This is a genomic window from Nitrospirota bacterium (assembly GCA_040754395.1).
Taxonomy (GTDB): domain Bacteria; phylum Nitrospirota; class Thermodesulfovibrionia; order Thermodesulfovibrionales; family SM23-35; genus JBFMCL01.
The window spans coordinates 1-17275 of sequence record JBFMCL010000039.1; the positions used below are offsets into that span (position 1 = coordinate 1).

At 45.8% G+C, this 17275-nt stretch carries 20 protein-coding genes; 8 read left to right on the forward strand and 12 right to left on the reverse strand.

Annotated elements, in window-relative coordinates:
- Positions 1 to 561: 561 nt before the first annotated feature.
- The 9 genes from AB1552_13920 to AB1552_13960 all read right to left on the reverse strand — a co-directional run bounded on the left by AB1552_13920 (position 562) and on the right by AB1552_13960 (position 10685).
- On the reverse strand, positions 562 to 915 hold the full coding sequence (locus AB1552_13920) for a TusE/DsrC/DsvC family sulfur relay protein (GenBank protein MEW6054855.1): 354 nt from the start codon (positions 913 to 915) through the stop codon (positions 562 to 564).
- 61 nt (positions 916 to 976) lie between these two features.
- The gene (locus AB1552_13925) at positions 977 to 2338 is read right to left on the reverse strand and encodes an RNA polymerase sigma factor RpoD/SigA (GenBank protein MEW6054856.1); all 1362 of its coding nucleotides are present in this window, start codon (positions 2336 to 2338) and stop codon (positions 977 to 979) included.
- 317 nt (positions 2339 to 2655) lie between these two features.
- Positions 2656 to 2946, reverse strand: a complete 291-nt coding sequence (locus AB1552_13930; protein MEW6054857.1) for a hypothetical protein — start codon at positions 2944 to 2946, stop codon at positions 2656 to 2658.
- Positions 2947 to 3075: 129 nt separating this feature from the next.
- Positions 3076 to 3327, reverse strand: coding sequence for a hypothetical protein (locus AB1552_13935; GenBank protein ID MEW6054858.1), 252 nt, complete (start codon positions 3325 to 3327; stop codon positions 3076 to 3078).
- A gap of 268 nt (positions 3328 to 3595) precedes the next feature.
- The gene (locus AB1552_13940) at positions 3596 to 4003 is read right to left on the reverse strand and encodes a response regulator transcription factor (GenBank protein MEW6054859.1); all 408 of its coding nucleotides are present in this window, start codon (positions 4001 to 4003) and stop codon (positions 3596 to 3598) included.
- A 516-nt stretch (positions 4004 to 4519) separates the two neighbouring features.
- Positions 4520 to 5149, reverse strand: a complete 630-nt coding sequence (locus AB1552_13945; protein ID MEW6054860.1) for a response regulator transcription factor — start codon at positions 5147 to 5149, stop codon at positions 4520 to 4522.
- Positions 5146 to 9852 carry a PAS domain S-box protein gene (locus AB1552_13950; protein ID MEW6054861.1) on the reverse strand — a complete coding sequence of 1569 codons (4707 nt, stop codon included), beginning with the start codon at positions 9850 to 9852 and terminating at the stop codon, positions 5146 to 5148. The genes AB1552_13945 and AB1552_13950 overlap by 4 nt, the downstream gene beginning before the upstream one ends.
- A gap of 243 nt (positions 9853 to 10095) precedes the next feature.
- A complete protein-coding gene (locus tag AB1552_13955; protein MEW6054862.1) occupies positions 10096 to 10476 on the reverse strand; it encodes a CheR family methyltransferase in 381 nt (126 codons plus the stop codon).
- Complete coding sequence (locus AB1552_13960; protein MEW6054863.1) at positions 10473 to 10685, reverse strand: hypothetical protein; 213 nt, start codon at positions 10683 to 10685, stop codon at positions 10473 to 10475. The genes AB1552_13955 and AB1552_13960 overlap by 4 nt, the downstream gene beginning before the upstream one ends.
- Positions 10686 to 11009: 324 nt before the next feature.
- Here AB1552_13960 and AB1552_13965 point away from each other — a divergent pair, with 324 nt between their 5' ends.
- The 8 genes from AB1552_13965 (at position 11010) to AB1552_14000 (ending at position 15748) form a co-directional block, all read left to right on the forward strand.
- The gene (locus AB1552_13965; GenBank protein MEW6054864.1) at positions 11010 to 11216 is read left to right on the forward strand and encodes a hypothetical protein; all 207 of its coding nucleotides are present in this window, start codon (positions 11010 to 11012) and stop codon (positions 11214 to 11216) included.
- 171 nt (positions 11217 to 11387) lie between these two features.
- Positions 11388 to 11852, forward strand: a complete 465-nt coding sequence (locus AB1552_13970; protein MEW6054865.1) for a hypothetical protein — start codon at positions 11388 to 11390, stop codon at positions 11850 to 11852.
- 263 nt (positions 11853 to 12115) lie between these two features.
- Entirely contained in the window at positions 12116 to 12604 is a 489-nt protein-coding gene (locus AB1552_13975; GenBank protein ID MEW6054866.1) for an Hsp20/alpha crystallin family protein, read from the forward strand.
- Between the two features lie 74 nt (positions 12605 to 12678).
- Complete coding sequence (locus AB1552_13980; protein ID MEW6054867.1) at positions 12679 to 13152, forward strand: hypothetical protein; 474 nt, start codon at positions 12679 to 12681, stop codon at positions 13150 to 13152.
- 75 nt (positions 13153 to 13227) lie between these two features.
- On the forward strand, positions 13228 to 13812 hold the full coding sequence (locus tag AB1552_13985) for an OsmC family protein (protein MEW6054868.1): 585 nt from the start codon (positions 13228 to 13230) through the stop codon (positions 13810 to 13812).
- 270 nt (positions 13813 to 14082) lie between these two features.
- A complete protein-coding gene (locus AB1552_13990) occupies positions 14083 to 14535 on the forward strand; it encodes a hypothetical protein (protein MEW6054869.1) in 453 nt (150 codons plus the stop codon).
- A 494-nt stretch (positions 14536 to 15029) separates the two neighbouring features.
- Positions 15030 to 15182 carry a hypothetical protein gene (locus AB1552_13995; GenBank protein MEW6054870.1) on the forward strand — a complete coding sequence of 51 codons (153 nt, stop codon included), beginning with the start codon at positions 15030 to 15032 and terminating at the stop codon, positions 15180 to 15182.
- Positions 15179 to 15748 (forward strand): nitroreductase family protein, encoded by a 570-nt coding sequence (locus AB1552_14000; protein MEW6054871.1) that lies wholly within the window; start codon positions 15179 to 15181, stop codon positions 15746 to 15748. The genes AB1552_13995 and AB1552_14000 overlap by 4 nt, the downstream gene beginning before the upstream one ends.
- Before the next feature lie 233 nt (positions 15749 to 15981).
- On the opposite strand, the gene AB1552_14005 is transcribed toward AB1552_14000, so the two are convergent.
- From AB1552_14005 to AB1552_14015, 3 genes are all read right to left on the reverse strand, one after another.
- Positions 15982 to 16530: a transposase gene (locus tag AB1552_14005; GenBank protein ID MEW6054872.1), complete on the reverse strand. Its 549-nt coding sequence runs from the start codon at positions 16528 to 16530 to the stop codon at positions 15982 to 15984.
- A complete protein-coding gene (locus AB1552_14010; protein ID MEW6054873.1) occupies positions 16527 to 17006 on the reverse strand; it encodes an IS630 family transposase in 480 nt (159 codons plus the stop codon). The genes AB1552_14005 and AB1552_14010 overlap by 4 nt, the downstream gene beginning before the upstream one ends.
- Before the next feature lie 80 nt (positions 17007 to 17086).
- Positions 17087 to 17275, reverse strand: a 189-nt coding sequence (locus AB1552_14015; GenBank protein ID MEW6054874.1) for a hypothetical protein, incomplete at its 5' end; no start/stop codon positions are given.

A 17275-nucleotide genomic window follows, 5' to 3' on the forward strand; every position in this document is an offset into this window, starting at 1 on the left:
ACTGTCCCCGTTATCCACTTCGATAAAGTTCGTTCCGAGAGAATTTATCGAATCCCCATATCTGGCGCAGCGGCTTCGTCCTTCACACATCATTCCTCAACTCACGCAGCGGAATGATGCTTATTCGTAAGAGTTTTTTCGAGACGTTTCAGCCCTATATCACTTCCTCCCTAAAACAGACTCGCGCTGGTTTTTCCTTGGAGAGCAATCTTTCGAATGGAACTCTTGACCCTGAAATTTTCGATATTGTGTATTTCCTGTTCAAACAGACATGCATATATGATTTTTCAAGCGACCAAGACTACCTTTCAAAGCCTACGGGGAAAATGTCATTTATCAGGAGCTACTGTAGGCATTTCTATTAATTATATCAAGTTCAAAAAGAGACCGTTACATTTTAGTAAGTTCTCACTTGTAGAGGGGACATATTTCCTTGAGAAGAGAAATTATTCATCTGATCATACTTCTTATGAATATACTTAATGCCAAGCGGCATGGAACCAGATTACAAGAATGCCAAACAACAAAGCAATGCTCCATGGGGCAAAGCAGGAGATTCCCTTATGAAACTCCCCCCAATCCTTTCAGCTCTGCAATAATATGGCGTGACGGCTGCGGCAATCCTGCTATCTTCCAAGCGATAACCGGATCAGGGAATATCTCGTAGGTGCAGTTTTTCTGCTGATGAACATTTTTGCAGACGGCTCGCGGAATCGGAACTGAATTGAATTCCTTATAGTACGATCTCATGAATCTAAGGATGCCCATTTTTTCGGGGGTTAGCGGACATTTTGTGATGACCCCTTCTTTTTCCGCAATCGCGCATGCAACAGTTTCGTCCCATTCTTCAGCGTTGAGCAGATACCCTTCATCATCCAACATGATGCTTTTCCCTTGTACATCAATTGTCTGCATATCTCCTCCTTTATTCATCCGATCTGGTTTGTCCTTATTCGTCCCTCATCATTGCCGATTTCTACAGAATACTTTCATTCTGTGGTTTCAGCAATGTCTGGGACAGACTTTGCAGTTTTTTTATTGCTGCAGATTCGATCTGCCTCACTCTTTCCCGGCTGACAGAAATTTCCCTGGCCAGATCTCCGAGTGTATGCGGGATTTCCCCGTGAAAACCATACCGCTTTCTTATGACCAAAGCCTGCTGGGGAGGAAGTTGGTGCAGCAATCTGCCGACTTTTTCTTTCAAATCTGAGTTAATTATCTGATCAAGTGCAGACGGTGATTGCTCATCCATCACAAAATCGAGCATGTTCCCGGCTTTTTCGTCTGGAGGAGAATCCAGGGAAAGCGGATTCTTTAATGCTCTGAGAATAGTCTCAACCTTGTAAACCGGCATGTTGAGATAATGTGCTATCTCATCAGGCGTTGGCTCGAATCCTACTTGCTGCCTGAGGATTTTTTCCGCAGCAAGTATTTTATGCGACAGTTCCACCACATGGGTTGGCAGCCGTATCGTTCTTGAATGGTCTGAGAGTGCCCGGGTTATCGATTGCCGGATCCACCACGCAGCATATGTGCTAAACTTATATCCCATTTTGTATTCAAACTTGTCGACGGCTTTCATGAGTCCCAGATTGCCTTCCTGAATGAGGTCCGAGAGGCTCAGCCCTTTGCCGATATAGCGCTTTGCGATGCTCACCACAAGCCTGAGATTGGCAGTAATCATCGCCTTTCTCGCATCAATGAATTCTCGCTCTCCTTCCCGCAGCATGTCCAGCTTCTGTTTCAGGCCGCTCGGCTCAAAAATACAGCGAGCAGGTATCTCTTGGTCACCCCGGCTTTTGCTTCTCGAAAGCCGTAGCTTTTGAAGTGTTCTGTTTGACTTTGCAGCGCCTTTTAATTCTGCCTCCGTATCAGCGAAGAAGGTTTTCATCCTTTGGACAAGAGAAAAAACCTCTTCCGAGGTGAACCTTGAATGTCCGCAGTCGTCAGCCATGGCGAAGGAGCGCGGTTCATTGTTGTTTCCGCCTATTTCCCCTGAATATCCATCCTGTATCGTTTTTGTGGTTCCCGGACTTGATGTGTCGCTCAGGGAATTGGTCTTCACCGGGATGGGACCCTTATCATCCAAGGGCATGGAAGCGAAAACCTCTCTCATCTTCTGCACCGCAGCTTCCATCTTCTTTGCGAGTTCGATTTCACCATTCTTTGTCAGGAGACGGGTTCTCTTCATTTCATTGACAAGGGGAATGAGGAAGTCCTCTTCTGGGGAGATTCTGCGGTCATGACTGCATGATGCCTCATACGCTTGATTCTGATCTTCTCCTGTGGCCAAGAAAATATGTTCTTCCTCTGTCTCGGTTTCCGTGTGATCTTTCATCGTATATCCTTCTTTCCCGTGTGAACGACAAAATTAGCAAAATGAGAAAGCAGGCGCAGGATTTTTCTTTTCGTGTGCACGCATGGAATTAAGGAATTGATGCATCTGAATATCAAAAAGTTGCGGCTTTCTCATGACCATACAACTGTCTATGTCTTTTTTGCTTAAGAATGTGTTTAATACGCGACAATCCTTCTGCAGAGTTACGATGCAAATGTTTTTGACACGGTAGAATTGTAATCTAATTTGTATGCCGTTTTGTGGAATCTCAGGATACAATGTCAGGAGTTTTTCCCGCAAAGCGTCTTCTGAATGGCTCATCGCCCCTGCTCCTCACTCTCATCCCATTTCGCTGATGGCACACCTGCATGAACATTCAATGACTGCCGTGACAGAATGTCTTTTATTTCCTCCTGCAGGCGCCTGCGAAAATGAGAAGCGTTCTTCAGACCATGGCTGATCACGAAGACAAGATCAGAAACAGAAAAAATATGTCTTTCGTCCTCCCAGGTCATTCCCTCATCAAGATCATTCTGAATCGCTGCATGTGCACATAACGGACAATTTGTGAATATTGCATCTTCACCGGTAAGCTTCTTCTGTCCCATAATTTTCCCTTTGTGAGATAGATTCCAGTCCGTGTAAGGAAGGAGGAAAGATAAAGGTGAGATATCCCTTGCTCCGGAGCCTCTAACTTTCCTGCAGGGGGCAATTTGGCCTGAGAAATCCATGTTCGGTTATTTGCTCTTCAACTCGGTTAATGCCTTTTTTACATCTTCGCCGAAACTCTGACAATAGGTATTGTCCATACAGGCGTCAGCGTCTTCCTTGGGCAGGCATACGGTGGTTTCTTTGCTGTTCTTCTTAAGTTTCACGTACCATGCCCCTTTTTCTTCGTCAAAACGCATCAGCGGCGTGATCCCCTGCTCCTGGATCTCCGGATACATCTGCAGAATCTTGTCTTCCAATGCTACTTGTGTGTAACCCATGGCTTCCTCCTTTTTGTTTTTTTTGCTGGATTCTTTCCTAAGAATACATCGGGAATGCGCAGAAGAATATCCGTTTTTATCTGATTTTTTTGTAGGAGCATGTAATTTTTCATGTAGGAAAAAAGAGGACAGAAACATACAACACATGAGTTCTTACAGGGCATGTGGTGTTTTGACAATGCCTACATTTGAGGGAATTGAAAAAAAGAGAGAATAGGTGGGACTCAATTCCCCACCCATTGATGGAAAAGAGGGAGGGATCGAAATTTCAGGGCACAGAGAACTGATTCCCGTTCCCAAAATATATCCCGCCGGTAGCGACCTGCCGGATAGCGCACACAATGTCGTTCGGCATTCTGTCCTTCATGACATATCCGGAGGCCCCTGCCCGGATGGCTGCAGGGCCAAAATACTCTTCAGGGAGGAGACTGCAGATTAGAACAGGCAAGTAGGGTTTCCTGCTTTTCATCTGATGAATAATTCCGAAGCCATTCCGCGCCTGCAACCCGATATCAAATATTACCAGGTCGAATTCATTGGCACAGACCAACTGATATGCGTCACGTCCGTTTTTTGCTTCTGCGGTTACGGTCATATCCTTTTTATCGTTGATAAGCCCTTTTATGGCTTCACGAAAAATGTCATGGTCATCCACGAGAAGTATCCTTGTTTTCATGTACGTATAGCGTGATATCCCGCCTCACCGCGTATAAATTTATCCGGCATACCGATATTCCGAAGCATTCTCAAAGTCGGATTTTTCCGGGGACATCGCTGGAATTTTGACCACGAACGGGCATTTCTTGTGATTATCGTTTGTGCAGTATTCCTCGCGCTGAAAGACGCTCGGAGAATAAATTGCTTCCCCTGCTTTGCAGTACCATCCTATCCAATGAAAACTATGAGGACATTTCATCGCAACCCTCCAAATATACTCTGTTACTATTCTTTGTACCATGAGCACGGCAACGAGGGTATCAGTAGATTTCTGATTTTTCTGTCGGAACAGGTGAGTTTTTTTGTAAGGATATATCCTACAAATTGAACCCAGAGTTGCCGCTCCGGCGAAATTGTGAATCCGGGCAAGGGCGGGGCTCCACGGTCACAGTGAAAGAAGGGAGCGGCGGGGGTTGAATCGATAGTGCCAATTCGCAGGAAGGCCAAAAAGCCATGTGCTTGTGAATTCCTGTCTCTATTCTACGAGGCCGTTTTTTACCGCATAGTGCATTATTTCCGCATTATTTTTCAGGTTCATCTTTTCAAGGATGCGGGTGCGGTAGGTGCTGACAGTCTTCACGCTGAGGAACAATTCATCGGCAATTTCGGAAAGGGTTTTCCCTGAAGCAATCATCCTCATTACCTGATACTCCCGGTTTGATAACGATTCATGAACCGGCTTTTCTGCATCGTCGTCAAATGAAGAGAGTATTTTATCGGAAAAGTCTGAGCTTATATATTTCCCGCCCCGGATAACTTTCCGAATAGCCTTAATGAGTTCTTCCGGTATGCTCTCTTTGGTGAGATAGCCGGAAGCCCCTGACTTCAGAGCCCTGAGTGCATACTGCTCTTCAGGGAACATGCTTAAAATAAGCACCTTGATATGTGGTCTTTTTCTCTTTATATCCCTGAGAACATCAAGGCCGTCCTTGCCCGGCATGGCTATGTCCAGCAGCACAAGATCATACTCTTTTTTTTGCATTGCATCGAGCACTTGCTGACCATTCGCTGCTTCGGTGATCACCGCTTCAGGCATATCAGAAAGGATATGTTTCACCCCTTCCCTTACCACAGAATGGTCGTCTGCAATCAGTAAATGTATCATTTGCGAACTCCTTGTCCCAAAAGTATTCTTATGGTTAGTCTCGTCCCTCCCTGAGGAACTCTTCCGATTTCGACGTCTCCACCCAGCTGCTTCACTCTCTCACGAATCCCTATCAGCCCGAATGATTGAGGATGGGCAATCTCCTCATCAGTGATCCCCCTGCCGTTGTCAGTAATTTCCATGTGGAGAGAGTGAGTCTTTTCCTTAAGAGTTATTTGAATAGCAGAAGCAGCAGCATGCCGGGCAATATTCGTGAGCGCTTCCTGAAGGATACGGAATACCGATATCGAAATATCCCGGTCGATCTCGGTCCTCTCTGCATTTATATCAATATTCCATTCAATTCCCATCCGTTCTCCAAACTCCTTCACCTGCCACTCTATTGCTGAGGCAAGACCGAGGTGGTCGAGGATGCCGGGTCTCAGTTCGGATGATATCCTCTGGACGGTTTTAATGGCAGAGGACAGAAGTTCCAGGTCTTTGTGCAACCTATTGACAAAATCCGGATGTTCCCCTGACAGTTTCTTTTCCAGCCATGCAACATCGATTTTCAGTGCAGTGAGCATGGTTCCGAACTCGTCATGAATCTCGCGGGCTATTTTCTCCCGTTCCTGCTCACGCATCTTCTGCAAATGTGCATAGAGATTCCGGAGCTGTTCCTGGGAAGCCCTCAGTTGCTCCTCTATCTTTTTCTGTTCAGTGATATCCTGAATGGTGCCCACCATGCGAAGAGGAACATTATTCTCACCGAAGATGATCTCCCCCCGTTCCTGTACAGTTTTTTCTTCCCCTGTGGAAAGAATGATACGGTGAATGACGGAATAGGGTTTTTTCTCGAAAAAAGAGTTCGTAACTGCATCGTGGACGGTATCACGGTCGTCGGGGTGAATGAAATCGAGGACTGCTTCATAGGTGGCGCCGAACTGGTTGCGGGAGGTACCGAATATCCGGTATATCTCATTCGACCAGAACAATTCATTGGTCTCTATATTCCATTCCCAGTTGCCGATGTGCGCGATCCCTTGTGCTTCATTCAGGCTTGCTTCACTTCTTCGTAAGGCCTCTTCGGTATCGAATCTGTGTAGTGCCTCTCCGATCAATGATGAGATGGATTCGATAAATTGCACAACCCCGATGGGCGTCTTCCTCTCACGTTCGTCTGCAAGATGGATGAGACCTATAGTCTGCCCCCGGTAGCAGACCGTTATCAGTGCAATGGACAAAAATCCGCTCCTGATGCAATTCCCCCTGAATCTTGTTTTTTCGTCTTCGGACAATCCGTTCAGGAAAGCCTGTGAATTATTGATGCATACCGAACCATTCGGGGTAAGCACAGAAGCATCCTGCGGTTCAAACTGCCCTGTGACTGTTCGTATACAAGCACACATATCCTTGTTCAGGGAGAGCATGTTTTCCAGTTTCCAGAATTCCTGGCTGAATCCGAGGTAAGCTTCGTAAGGAATGAACCCTCTGTTGTCTGCTACCCGTATTCCGACACACCTGCAACCAGTCCACTCGTGAATCACTTTAATGACCGATTGAAGATACTCCTGTTTCGAGCATGTCTGTACGAAAAGACTGAGCAGCGTGTCTGTGACTTCAATCCGGCTTTCTCTCTCCTTCCGCTCGGTGATATCACGGAATATCTGCATCTTGGAAACGGAACCGTCGTCATGGGTAAAAGGAGTGCTGAGGAGTTCGTATGTTCTGCCCGTGGCAGTATAGGTCCATTCCTCATGCACTGTATTTCCGGCAAACACTTCAGGATTCCTGCACCATGAACAAGCATTGTCCACTCCATGGAAATACTGATGACATTTTTGTTCTCGGACAGGACCGAAATATTTTTCAAGCGCTGGATTGATATACTGGATTGTATAGTCCCTTCCGACTATGAGTACCCCGTCGGGTGTTGTATCGAGAATTGTCTTCAATCTGTTCCGTTCGATCTTGATCTTCTCCTGTGCTTTAATACGCCCGGTCACATCGTTCAGGGAGAAGATCAGGAATTTTACTCCACCGGTATTATTCAGCAGGGGGGTGAGCGTCCAGTCCCAGTATGTCACACCCCATTCGGGATGGTCGGGGAACACAAAGGGTTTTGCCAATACTTGATAGGGTACTTTTGTCTCAACCACTCTTCTGAAAATTAGTTCGTTTTCTTCATGAGGATAAAATTTAAAATGGTTATGTCCTGGAATTTCATTGATGTCTTTCGCGCACACATCGGCATATGCTTGATTTACTCGTATAAAATTGAACTCCCTGTCAAGCAGTGCAAGCGGGGTTATCGTATAGGTAAAGAGAGAATCAATAAGATCGGCCTTGTCCCTGATTTCCGCCGTCCGTTCCTGAACCTTTATTTCCAGTTCGTCACGGGCGATTCTTAGCGCATGTTCGCTTTTGCGAAGCGCTTCTTCCGCTTGTTTTCTTTCTGTGATATTGGTGCCGTAGAAATTGACATACCCGAATTCAGGAATCGGTGCAACTGAAAATGACCACGTTTTATCGTCTCCGGGAATCTCAACGACTTTGACTGACAAGTCTGCAAGCGCTTCTGCTGCAAGGTTTCTCAAAAGATCAAGAGCACGGTCTCCTGATGCGGTACCCCAGTGGGTTAAGAAGGACTGACCCGCCTGATTGGCAAATAAAAGTGCGCCGTCACGATCCAGGCGAAACACCGGGTTGGGATTTTCAGAAGGGAATTTTGCGAGCTTTCTGATTTCCTCTTCAGCCAGCTTCTTCTCCGTGATGTCCTGCGTCGTCCCGAACCCTCCAAGCAGGTTTCCTTCCCTGTCAAATTCCAGTTCAGCCCGTTCGCGGACCCACTTTATGGCATCACCGACAATAATGCGGTGCTCGATGTCATATGGTTTACCGCGAAGGGCTGCTGTCCATTTCCGGTCGACATAATCACGGTCTTCCGGGTGGACCATTAAGAGAAAAGCCTCGTATGTCAGGGGTGTGCCCTTGGGCACCCCGAAGATATCCCAGTTCTCATCTGACCAGAGCAATTCATTCTTTTGAACATTCAGCCGCCAACTTCCGGTGCGGGATACGGCCTGAGCGCGATTCAGATCCTCCTCGCTCCTCCTCAGAGTTTCCTCAAAGCCTCTCTGATCAGTGATGTCCAGGCCGGTACCGATTAGATATTCGACTTCCCCCTTCTGATTCAAGAGGGCAGTATTTGTCCAGTCAATGAGGCGGCGCCTGCCGTCTTTTGTGAGCCAGTAATTCTCAAACCTGTTAGGAAACTGACCCGCGAAAAGACTGGCAAACACTGTCTGTACCGGCACGACTTCTTCGGGAAGCAGGAGTAAATCCCAGAAAATCCTGTTTTTTACCTCTTCGAATGTATATCCTGTAACGTCCTGGCATGCCTTGTTGAAATTTACAATGCGACCTTGTCTGTCAAGGACAACAATCAGTGAGCCGACTGTTTCGAGGACCGCTTTATTAAAATCCCATTCCTTTTTCAGTAATGATTCAATATCCACTAGCTTAGTAATATCCATGATGGCCACAGCGCTCCCTGTGATATTTCCATCGGGATCCAATATCGGGACTGCGCTGTTGTGAACAATGGCAAGTGTTCCGTCGAACTTTTCAATTTTCATTACCTGACCGACAACCTTGTCCCCCCGTTGAACAGCACGGGCAGATGCCCATTCTTCAGGCTCGACCGGCTTGCCTGAATCAACCCACCATGCCTTGTATTGAGCATAATCACCGATTGAACGTGCTGCTGGACGGGGACTGCCCCATATCCTCTCAAACGCTTTATTTGCCCTGATATTCCCTCCTTGCAGGTCCACAATGGCAACGCCTACGGGTAGAGCTTCCATAACAGCTTCAAGACGAATTTTCTCGCTGATCGCCTTAGTCCTCTCAGTCTCTATAGCTCCCTCGGCCTGCTTGTGCTCGGAAATATCGCTCATGACCGTCCGGCAGGTAGTATTCTTGCCTTCCTCCTCATTGGAAACAATACTTTCGAGGCCGGCGTGGAAAAAACTACCGTCCTTCTTTTTTATGACGAGTTGGCAAGTCTGTCTTTTACCTGTCTCAAAAACCTTTTTCAGATGATTAAAAAACATCTTCTTGTCTACTGAATACATAATAAACGGCATTTTTATAAGTCGACGTCTTGCGGTGCCGAGCATCGCAGATGCAGTAAGATTTGCTTCGGAGATTAAGCCCTGTCTGGTTAGCGTCAAATATCCCACGGGCGCGAAGTCGTAAAGATCGGTGTATTTTTTCTGCGATGCAATGAGATCGTCCTGCGCGCGGCGCAGTTCTTCATTCTGCATCTCGAGTTCGACCTGATGCACCTGCAGCTCGTGGACAAACCTAGCAAGGCTTTTTTCGGACAGCCCATCATCCTCAAGTCTTTTCTTGGCCGGTGCTTTTCCAGATCTGAGCAGTTTCTCGGCGGCCTTGCGCAGCCGCATTTCATTCATTGCGCGCAACCGTGCGATTTTTAGAGGGTGTGTCTTTCTTATCGCTGCAGATTTGACTTTTGTTTCGGCTCCGATCCTCGCTTTACTATTCTCCCTATCTGGTCTGGTTCTGGATATTTTCTGCCTTGGTTTGGTTTCAGCCAGGCTCTCGACCTTAACCTTTCTTCCGGTACTATTATTCTCTTTTATCCCTGTCCTTTCTCGCTCTTTCGACCTTTGTCTGGTTTTTGATATCTTAGTTGTCATAACTACTCCTAAAGGGTTGATAATAAGCTCAATAGCCTAATATATCATAGGGGCACCCGACATTCAGTTGCCTATAACCTTTCCAGCCTCCCCTTGGTAAGGGCACGAGTTGGAGAGATACCTTTGCAGAGTCCATCCTCGGTCCTCTTCCGTAACAAGCAGGGTGTATAAGTGACGAATCACCTTTTCTTAGGCCCCTTTCTCGGTCACGTCCTCTATTTCCATCATTATCATTGGCTCACCTCAGGCCTGGTCAATCTGCTGTGCGTTGATGAGCATCTTCTTTTTCCCTATCTTCGGAATATCATGCTCCACTTCAAAATTCTCAATTCTGGATTTCTCCGGGAGTACCTTTTCGAGCAATTCTTTTAGTTTCCCGATATTCCACAGTCTTTCTCCCAGTGCGTTGACAAGCACTCCTTCAGTTTCTCCCTTCGAGATATGAAAGGTATGGTAAAAGGCCCTGTTCAGGGCATAATGGAAGACCGAAAGAACTTTTCTCTGGAGTTTGGTGTTCATATATATCAGCAGATTTCTGCAGCTTATCATGTCGAGCTTCGAGAAGGGGAGATGATCGCGTTCTGTACAGAGAGGGCGATCATCTCCCCTGATTTCTTTCTTTATTTTGTATTGGTAAAGAACTGCTCGAAAGCCTCAAGTCCGCCTGCGGAAGCGCCCATGCCGACAACAGAAAATTCTTTCTGAACAGGCTTTGCAGAAGGTTTGGCGACTGCCGTCGCCTTGGCCTTCTCCTTATTCTGTTCGTCTTTCTTTGCCTGCAGTTTTTTTCCACTTGAGGCTTTCGGTGATATTTTTGAGGATTTTTTTGCCATCTCTCTTGCTCTTTAAAAGATTGATAAACCCATACGCCCGTATTTGATGATTGTCACTCCTTTATTTATCGGGAAGAAACGGGAATAAATGTAGAAGCCATGATATAAGCACTTGTAATAATCCTTAAAGGATATTGAATACAGCATATCATAATTGTGACGGTTTTTCATGTATTCCCTTGTTTTGTAGGAAAAATTCCTACAGAAAATATCTCTGGAAACCGACATAAAAATCAGCAATACACCGATAGCATTTCTGTCAGATCACCGGTATAGTTTTATTGAGTATTGGTTCACAATTTTTCATGACACGGAGGTGTAGGAATGCAGACAGAAAAAATGACCACAAGAGTATCGGCATTACTAAATGTAATAGTAGATATGAAAGTGGGCGATCAGGCGGATATCAAAAATCTGATAGAATGCCTTGAATGTAACTGTATCGAAGCCAGTGGTGAAGATGCTGAAATCATAGACATCAAGATCGCGGACCGCAAGCTGTTGATCGAAGGCGAAGACGAATCGTATTAGAGATGTTAAAATTGCCCCCCTCCTTTCCTCCCCTTAGCATGAGGGGAGGATTTCTTTCTCTCAGAAAATCGCCTGCACCCGTATTGAAGGCATGCCAGAAATTTGATAATTTTTAACTATAGAGATATCCTTTGTATCATTCCGCACAAGAACACGCAAAAGGGAGGTAGTATGACAAAAGGTGAGTCTCCAATGAAAACAGGGATATCCGATATAACAGGGAGAATGGTCAGGATCAGGCATGCAAACGAATACGACGGAGTCTTTATCGAAAAGATATTGAAAGCGCATGATATTTTTACGGATGAGATAGATTACAGAAAATTCGTAATAGCAACCGATAATGGCCTGGCTGTTGGCTGCGGTCAGTTGAAACAGATAGGGGAAAACCCGGAAACAAGCTGCGTAATCGTCGCTGCAGAAAATCACTATTCTGATATAGAGCCTTTGATCGTCAGCCATTTAATAGAATTTGCCACTTCTCATACAGTGTACATCTTTACCAATCGGGTCAAAGAATATGAGAAAATAGGATTCAGAAAAGTGCGAAGAAAGGGCAGGGAACTCGATCAGGCTTCTGCCTATGCGTGCAGAAAAAGTCAAAAAAACGCCACACTGATGGCATATCGGAAATAGCCAGCCAGATATCGCTGTTTCAATTTTTCCTGTCTTCCTATGCCTTCCCCGGGTTATAGGCCAAGCAATCCCGGCAAATGCCACTATTAATATAGGGAAAGTATCTGTAGTACTCGATAACGCCGGATTTTAATTCGTAAGATTTCTTCCTACAGGAACAGGTCATATTTCCTACAAGGAAATCAGCAATTTGCCGATATGATTGTCGATCGCTCTTCGGTAAATTGAAAACAGTAATTTACAAAAAACAACGGGAGGTAACTATGAAAAGAAAAGAATCAAAGGAAATCGCAACAAAAGAGCCTTTACGGGTTCTTGCGCCTTTTGAGGAGGCGGAACGCTGGTTTGAGGAGGTGTTCAGGCATCCCTTCGGGCTGTTTGGCAGGCGGAGATGGCCGGTTTTCCGGCATGGGGAATTGGAAGAAATCAGCACCTCGGTAGATATTTTCGAGGACGACAGCAACGTTGTGGTAAAAGCCGAACTCCCCGGCATGAAAAAGGAAGATATCGATGTCACCGTCACTGACCATACCATGAAGATATCGGGCGAGAAGAAACGGGAAGAGAAGGTCGAGAAGAAAGACTACTACTGGGAGGAGCGCTCTTACGGATCATTTGCCCGCAGCTTTCAGCTTCCCTCAGAAGTGCAGACTGACAAGGCAGAAGCAAAATTTAAAGACGGGATTCTTGAGATAAGAATTCCGAAAACAGAAGAGGCCAGGCAAAAAGAGAAAAAAGTGAGCGTTCAGTAGCATTATCGGTTCATGAAAGAAAACGACGGCCCTGGTAAGGGTAAAACAAACAAGTTTAAACAAGGAGAGAAAAAATGGCACAGGTAGCAACAAAAATTACGGAAGAAAAACTTTTGCATCTCATTGAGGACTGGTACAAACTCGAGGACCAGACTATCAAATTTGCCGAGGATATGATGAAGAAATCGGATAACGCCTTCATCAAGGTGGTTATGGAGATCATCAAACACGATTCTCAGAAGCACAAGATAATGCAGCAGTTTGTCATCGATGCGCTGACCAAGGAGGCGGTCCATCTGGCCCCGCAGGAGCTCATTCCGCTCGCTGATATCCTCGAAAAGCATATCCAGGCCGAAGCAAAATCAATGGGCATGGCCCATGCGTGTTCAACGGAGAGCAGGAATTATTTTGTTGACTTCATCATATCGTCCCTTACCGATGACGAAACAAAGCACCACAACATGCTCAAGACTCTCGACCATCTTAAGGGGGCAGTATATCAGTACGGTCAGACCAAGGAGGAGCACCTTACCGACACATTCCGGTAAGCGCGGGGTATGTGTTTACCATCTACCGCAAATGACAGGGTGCTTTCATCTATTTGAAAAGGAGGAAATACGAAAATGGCTGTCGTAGAACAAACGCTTATCAACGGAGTGAATGTAAGAGATATCGAAAACATGGTGAATGCAATCAAGGATGATCCTGGCATTGCACAGTTCAAGTTCCGGATTCAGAATACATGGATTGATGGTGGATTCAATAAGACCTCAGTAGGGAGATTTTATGGTGCGAACCAGGAGCATTCACATCTCAAGACATTTGCTTGGGACGCAGACAAACCGCCCGCGCTTGCAGGAAAAGACCGTGGAGGAAACCCCGTGGAACACCTTTTGGCCGCACTCGCAGCGTGTCTGACGACAACTCTGGTATACCATGCGGCAATTCGTGGGATTACGATAGACGAACTGGAATCCAGTCTCGAAGGAGATATTGACCTCAGGGAATTCCTCGGCTTGTCGAATGAGGTCAGGAGAGGATATCAGAATATACGGGTAAATTTCAAAATCAAGACCGATGAAGAAAATATCGAGAAGTTGAAAGCCCTGAGCAAACTCTCTCCTGTTTTTAATGTAACGGCAAATGGAACAAAAGTTGATGTGCTAGATAGAGAGGAAGTAATTGCAGATTTTCCCGTAAATCTGTGAGAGGAAGAAGGGCGACACGCCTCACGGTAGGACAAAATGCCGACTGAGCATGTCGCTCTTGTTTCCTGAATCCAAATAAAATCAAAGAGTTATATCATGGCATCGCTTTTACAGGCTTATTAGGAAACTCACTCGATACAGGGAGGAACGGCTATGGGAAATATTATACAATGGGAAGCTTCGATAGAAACGGCTATCACGAAAGCGAAGTCGGAAAATAAACCAATATTGCTCGATTTCTTCAATCCAGGGTGAATTGGCTGTCAACAAATGGCTGCGGTTACGTATCCAAATGAAAAAGTAATAAACTTCATAAATGCAAAGATGATACCTGTTCAGGTCCTATTTGATGAACAGCCGATCGCTAATGATTTTAACGTCAAGTGGACGCCTACCGTCATCACGCTTGACTCCACGGGCAAGGAACATCATCGTACTGTTGGCTTTCTTGCCCCTGAAGAATTCATTCCTTCTCTGCTTCTGGGAATAGCGAAAGTGCATTTTGATGGCGACAAGTTCGAAGATGCTCTCGCAACGCTGAACACTCTCCTTGCCGAATATCCGGAGAGTGACTCATCAGCTGAGGCAATATATCTGAAGGGAGTATGTCTCTATAAGAGCACGCATGATGTGAAACCTCTAAAAGAGGCATATGAGAAACTCAATGCGCTCAATCCTAAGGGGGAGTGGACAAAGCGTGCATATCCCTATCGGCTTTTATAGGCAGTTTGTTATGAAGTGGCCGGATGGAGAACCTATACGCATTGAAAATGCCCCGGTCATTTGTTACCATTCATCCGAATGGCTTTTGCCACGCGGTGGTCCGGGAAAATGGAATGGGAGAAGGCTGACCGCGTCGTTCGGATAGGTTCATTTCATGCAGGCTTTTGAGGAGAAAAGCATAGCGCACAAACACTTCATCCTGTCACAAATCTCTCATAATGCCCTATGAAAGGGCAAACGTTCACAGACAAGTCAACTCTGCAAGTGAATAGCACATTAAGGTGGTTCCTTCCAGTAGAACTGTTGAATTCTCATGTCTCTCCGTGTATTGATACCGGCGGAAAGAGAGAAAGAACATCCCTATATTTGATGTAAGAAAAACTCCGACAAAAAAAGATCATTATTCCGACTGTGAGTTATCGAGTTAACGTTGCCACCTAAAAATTTCTTGGATAACCATGAAGTGTATTATAATTAACTGGCAGGATACAGCTGTGATTAAAAGAATAACGATAAAGGCAATCAAGAAGTTATCCAGAGAGAGAATCCCTGTGTCATCTCTGAAAGGCAGGGTTATTCCCTCCAAGAAAAGGAATCTCATAGAGAAAGCCCTAAAGAAAAACCAGATGGAGCATGGTGAACAATGATTGAGGATCTTATCAGGAGAAGCAGAAGTTACAGGAGATTTTATCAGGACAGAAGTGTAGACAAGGAGATACTCGTGGAATTAATCAACCTCGCTAGGCTTTCTCCTTCTTCTGCCAATCTTCAGCCTCTGAAATATATACTCTCCAATACTCCTGAAAAGAACAGCCTGATCTTTCCGTGTCTCGCATGGGCGGGCTATCTGAAAGACTGGTCGGGACCTCAGGAGGGGGAAAGACCGTCGGCTTACATAATTGTCCTCGGCGACACGGAAATCACCAAAAACTTCGGATGCTGCTACGGTATAGCAGCTCAGAGCATACTGCTTGGGGCGACAGAAAAGGGGCTGAATGGCTGTATGCTCGGCTCGATACAGAGGGAAAAATTGAGAGAGGCGCTTGGAATTCCCGAACGATATGAAATACTCCTCGTAATCGCCCTTGGTGTGAAGAAGGAGACCGTGGTCATCGAAGAGGTCAAAGACGGCGATATAAAGTATTGGAGAGATGAAAAGAGCATCCACCATGTTCCGAAGCGGCCACTTTCAGAAATTATTCTGGACTTGTAGCTTTGCGACGGTTCGCATTTAACAACAATACATAATACTTAATTACTTCAAAAGTTCCTGCCATCTGATCTGCGCAAAGTGCACTACTAAGATATTATTAACTGTGAGTAAGAGAGATTTTGAGCGGTTTAAGCCCTGTTACTCTTTTCCCTATTCACAAACACCTCTCCCGACCATGATAGAGAGCAACCCTTCACACAGAACTATTGAAATCTGCAAAAGTAATGTCCAATTTAAGACGTAAAGAGAGGCCACTTTTTTAAGAATGAGCGAAGCAGTGGCTGCTTCTTTTGCAAAGAGCGCATGTTGCCACGAGTATTCATTGTCAATGCGTCGAGTTCCATTGCAGTCATATTGGCCATTGGATTCATTTTCGTATGTGCCCAGACATATTCAACAGGGTTGAGTTCAGGAGCGTAGGGAGGAAAGAAGTCGAGATTCAGTCGTGCATTGACACCAAGCAGCTTCTGTACTTTTTGGGATCGATGAGGCTGAAAACGATCCCACACGATAATGATATGCCCCTGCAGTTCTTTCAGGAGACACAGAAGGAAGGCTACAATCTCGGCTGCATTGATATTGGCATCAGGATGCAGGCGAAAATACATGCTGAGCAAGTTTCTTCGGGGAGCGATGCAAAGCGCACCGATAACAGAGACTTTTTTATGAGAACAGGTTTTCTGATACAGGATAGGAGTTTGCCCACGAGGGCTCCAAGTTCTCCTGACCAGCGGAGCCATCAGCATGCCGCTTTCGTCGATAAAAACGATATGCGATTTCAGTTTGGCAGCTTTTTTTTGCTACGAGGCCAATCAACCTTGACCCACTCTTTGATTCTTGTCTCATTCCGCTCTATGGCACGTCGCTCCGGTTTCTGGGGACTCCATCCGAGATCATGGAGAATACGGCCAATATGATCTACATGATACCGGACACCAAAAAGAGAATGAATAAGCTGCGCGACCCGGGGACATGTCCAGAGGTCCGTCGGATAGCCTGCTTTCCTCGATCCTTTCAGCAATGCTTTCTCCAGTTTTCGAAGATAGATACTATCAAGCTTGGGGGGTCTCCCCGATGCCTGCTTGGCACGGATGCCCTTTTCACCTTTCTGGCGGTGTGTTGCTTTCCAGCGACGCACACTTCGGCGATCGACGCCAAGCATAGCGGCTACATCAACAGGCTGGTATCCATCCTGAAGAAGAGAGATGGCACGTCTGCGACGGTGTTCCAATTCCTTTGGGCTTCCATGAGGTCTCATTATTTCCCTCCTGCCCAAAGTATAGGTCATTATTTATGCAGGTGTCAATAATTAAAGGTTAACCCGTAACTCCGCCAGATTTACGTAATATGTAGACCCAATTTCTCGATCAGTTTTTGGGTTCTACCTGTTATTTCCGCAATATGCCATGAGTCATTGATCTTCACTTTTTTGATTTCCAGCAAATGCATCAGCAGGTCCCGTGGAGAGAATTTAGACAGGAGTTGTTTTTCCGACAACAATTTGTAAATGTGGCAGTACCACTGCAA

Coding starts and splice junctions, on each gene's coding strand:
- AB1552_13970 (MEW6054865.1), top strand. CDS start 11,388: ATGACAAAAGGTGAGTCTCCAATGAAAACAGGGATATCCGATATAACA.
- AB1552_13940 (MEW6054859.1), bottom strand. CDS start 4,003: ATGAAAACAAGGATACTTCTCGTGGATGACCATGACATTTTTCGTGAA.
- AB1552_13975 (MEW6054866.1), top strand. CDS start 12,116: ATGAAAAGAAAAGAATCAAAGGAAATCGCAACAAAAGAGCCTTTACGG.
- AB1552_13935 (MEW6054858.1), bottom strand. CDS start 3,327: ATGGGTTACACACAAGTAGCATTGGAAGACAAGATTCTGCAGATGTAT.
- AB1552_13925 (MEW6054856.1), bottom strand. CDS start 2,338: ATGAAAGATCACACGGAAACCGAGACAGAGGAAGAACATATTTTCTTG.
- AB1552_13985 (MEW6054868.1), top strand. CDS start 13,228: ATGGCTGTCGTAGAACAAACGCTTATCAACGGAGTGAATGTAAGAGAT.
- AB1552_13945 (MEW6054860.1), bottom strand. CDS start 5,149: ATGATACATTTACTGATTGCAGACGACCATTCTGTGGTAAGGGAAGGG.
- AB1552_13930 (MEW6054857.1), bottom strand. CDS start 2,946: ATGGGACAGAAGAAGCTTACCGGTGAAGATGCAATATTCACAAATTGT.
- AB1552_13965 (MEW6054864.1), top strand. CDS start 11,010: ATGCAGACAGAAAAAATGACCACAAGAGTATCGGCATTACTAAATGTA.
- AB1552_13980 (MEW6054867.1), top strand. CDS start 12,679: ATGGCACAGGTAGCAACAAAAATTACGGAAGAAAAACTTTTGCATCTC.
- AB1552_14000 (MEW6054871.1), top strand. CDS start 15,179: ATGATTGAGGATCTTATCAGGAGAAGCAGAAGTTACAGGAGATTTTAT.
- AB1552_13960 (MEW6054863.1), bottom strand. CDS start 10,685: ATGGCAAAAAAATCCTCAAAAATATCACCGAAAGCCTCAAGTGGAAAA.
- AB1552_13950 (MEW6054861.1), bottom strand. CDS start 9,852: ATGACAACTAAGATATCAAAAACCAGACAAAGGTCGAAAGAGCGAGAA.
- AB1552_14010 (MEW6054873.1), bottom strand. CDS start 17,006: ATGAGACCTCATGGAAGCCCAAAGGAATTGGAACACCGTCGCAGACGT.
- AB1552_13990 (MEW6054869.1), top strand. CDS start 14,083: ATGGCTGCGGTTACGTATCCAAATGAAAAAGTAATAAACTTCATAAAT.
- AB1552_13920 (MEW6054855.1), bottom strand. CDS start 915: ATGCAGACAATTGATGTACAAGGGAAAAGCATCATGTTGGATGATGAA.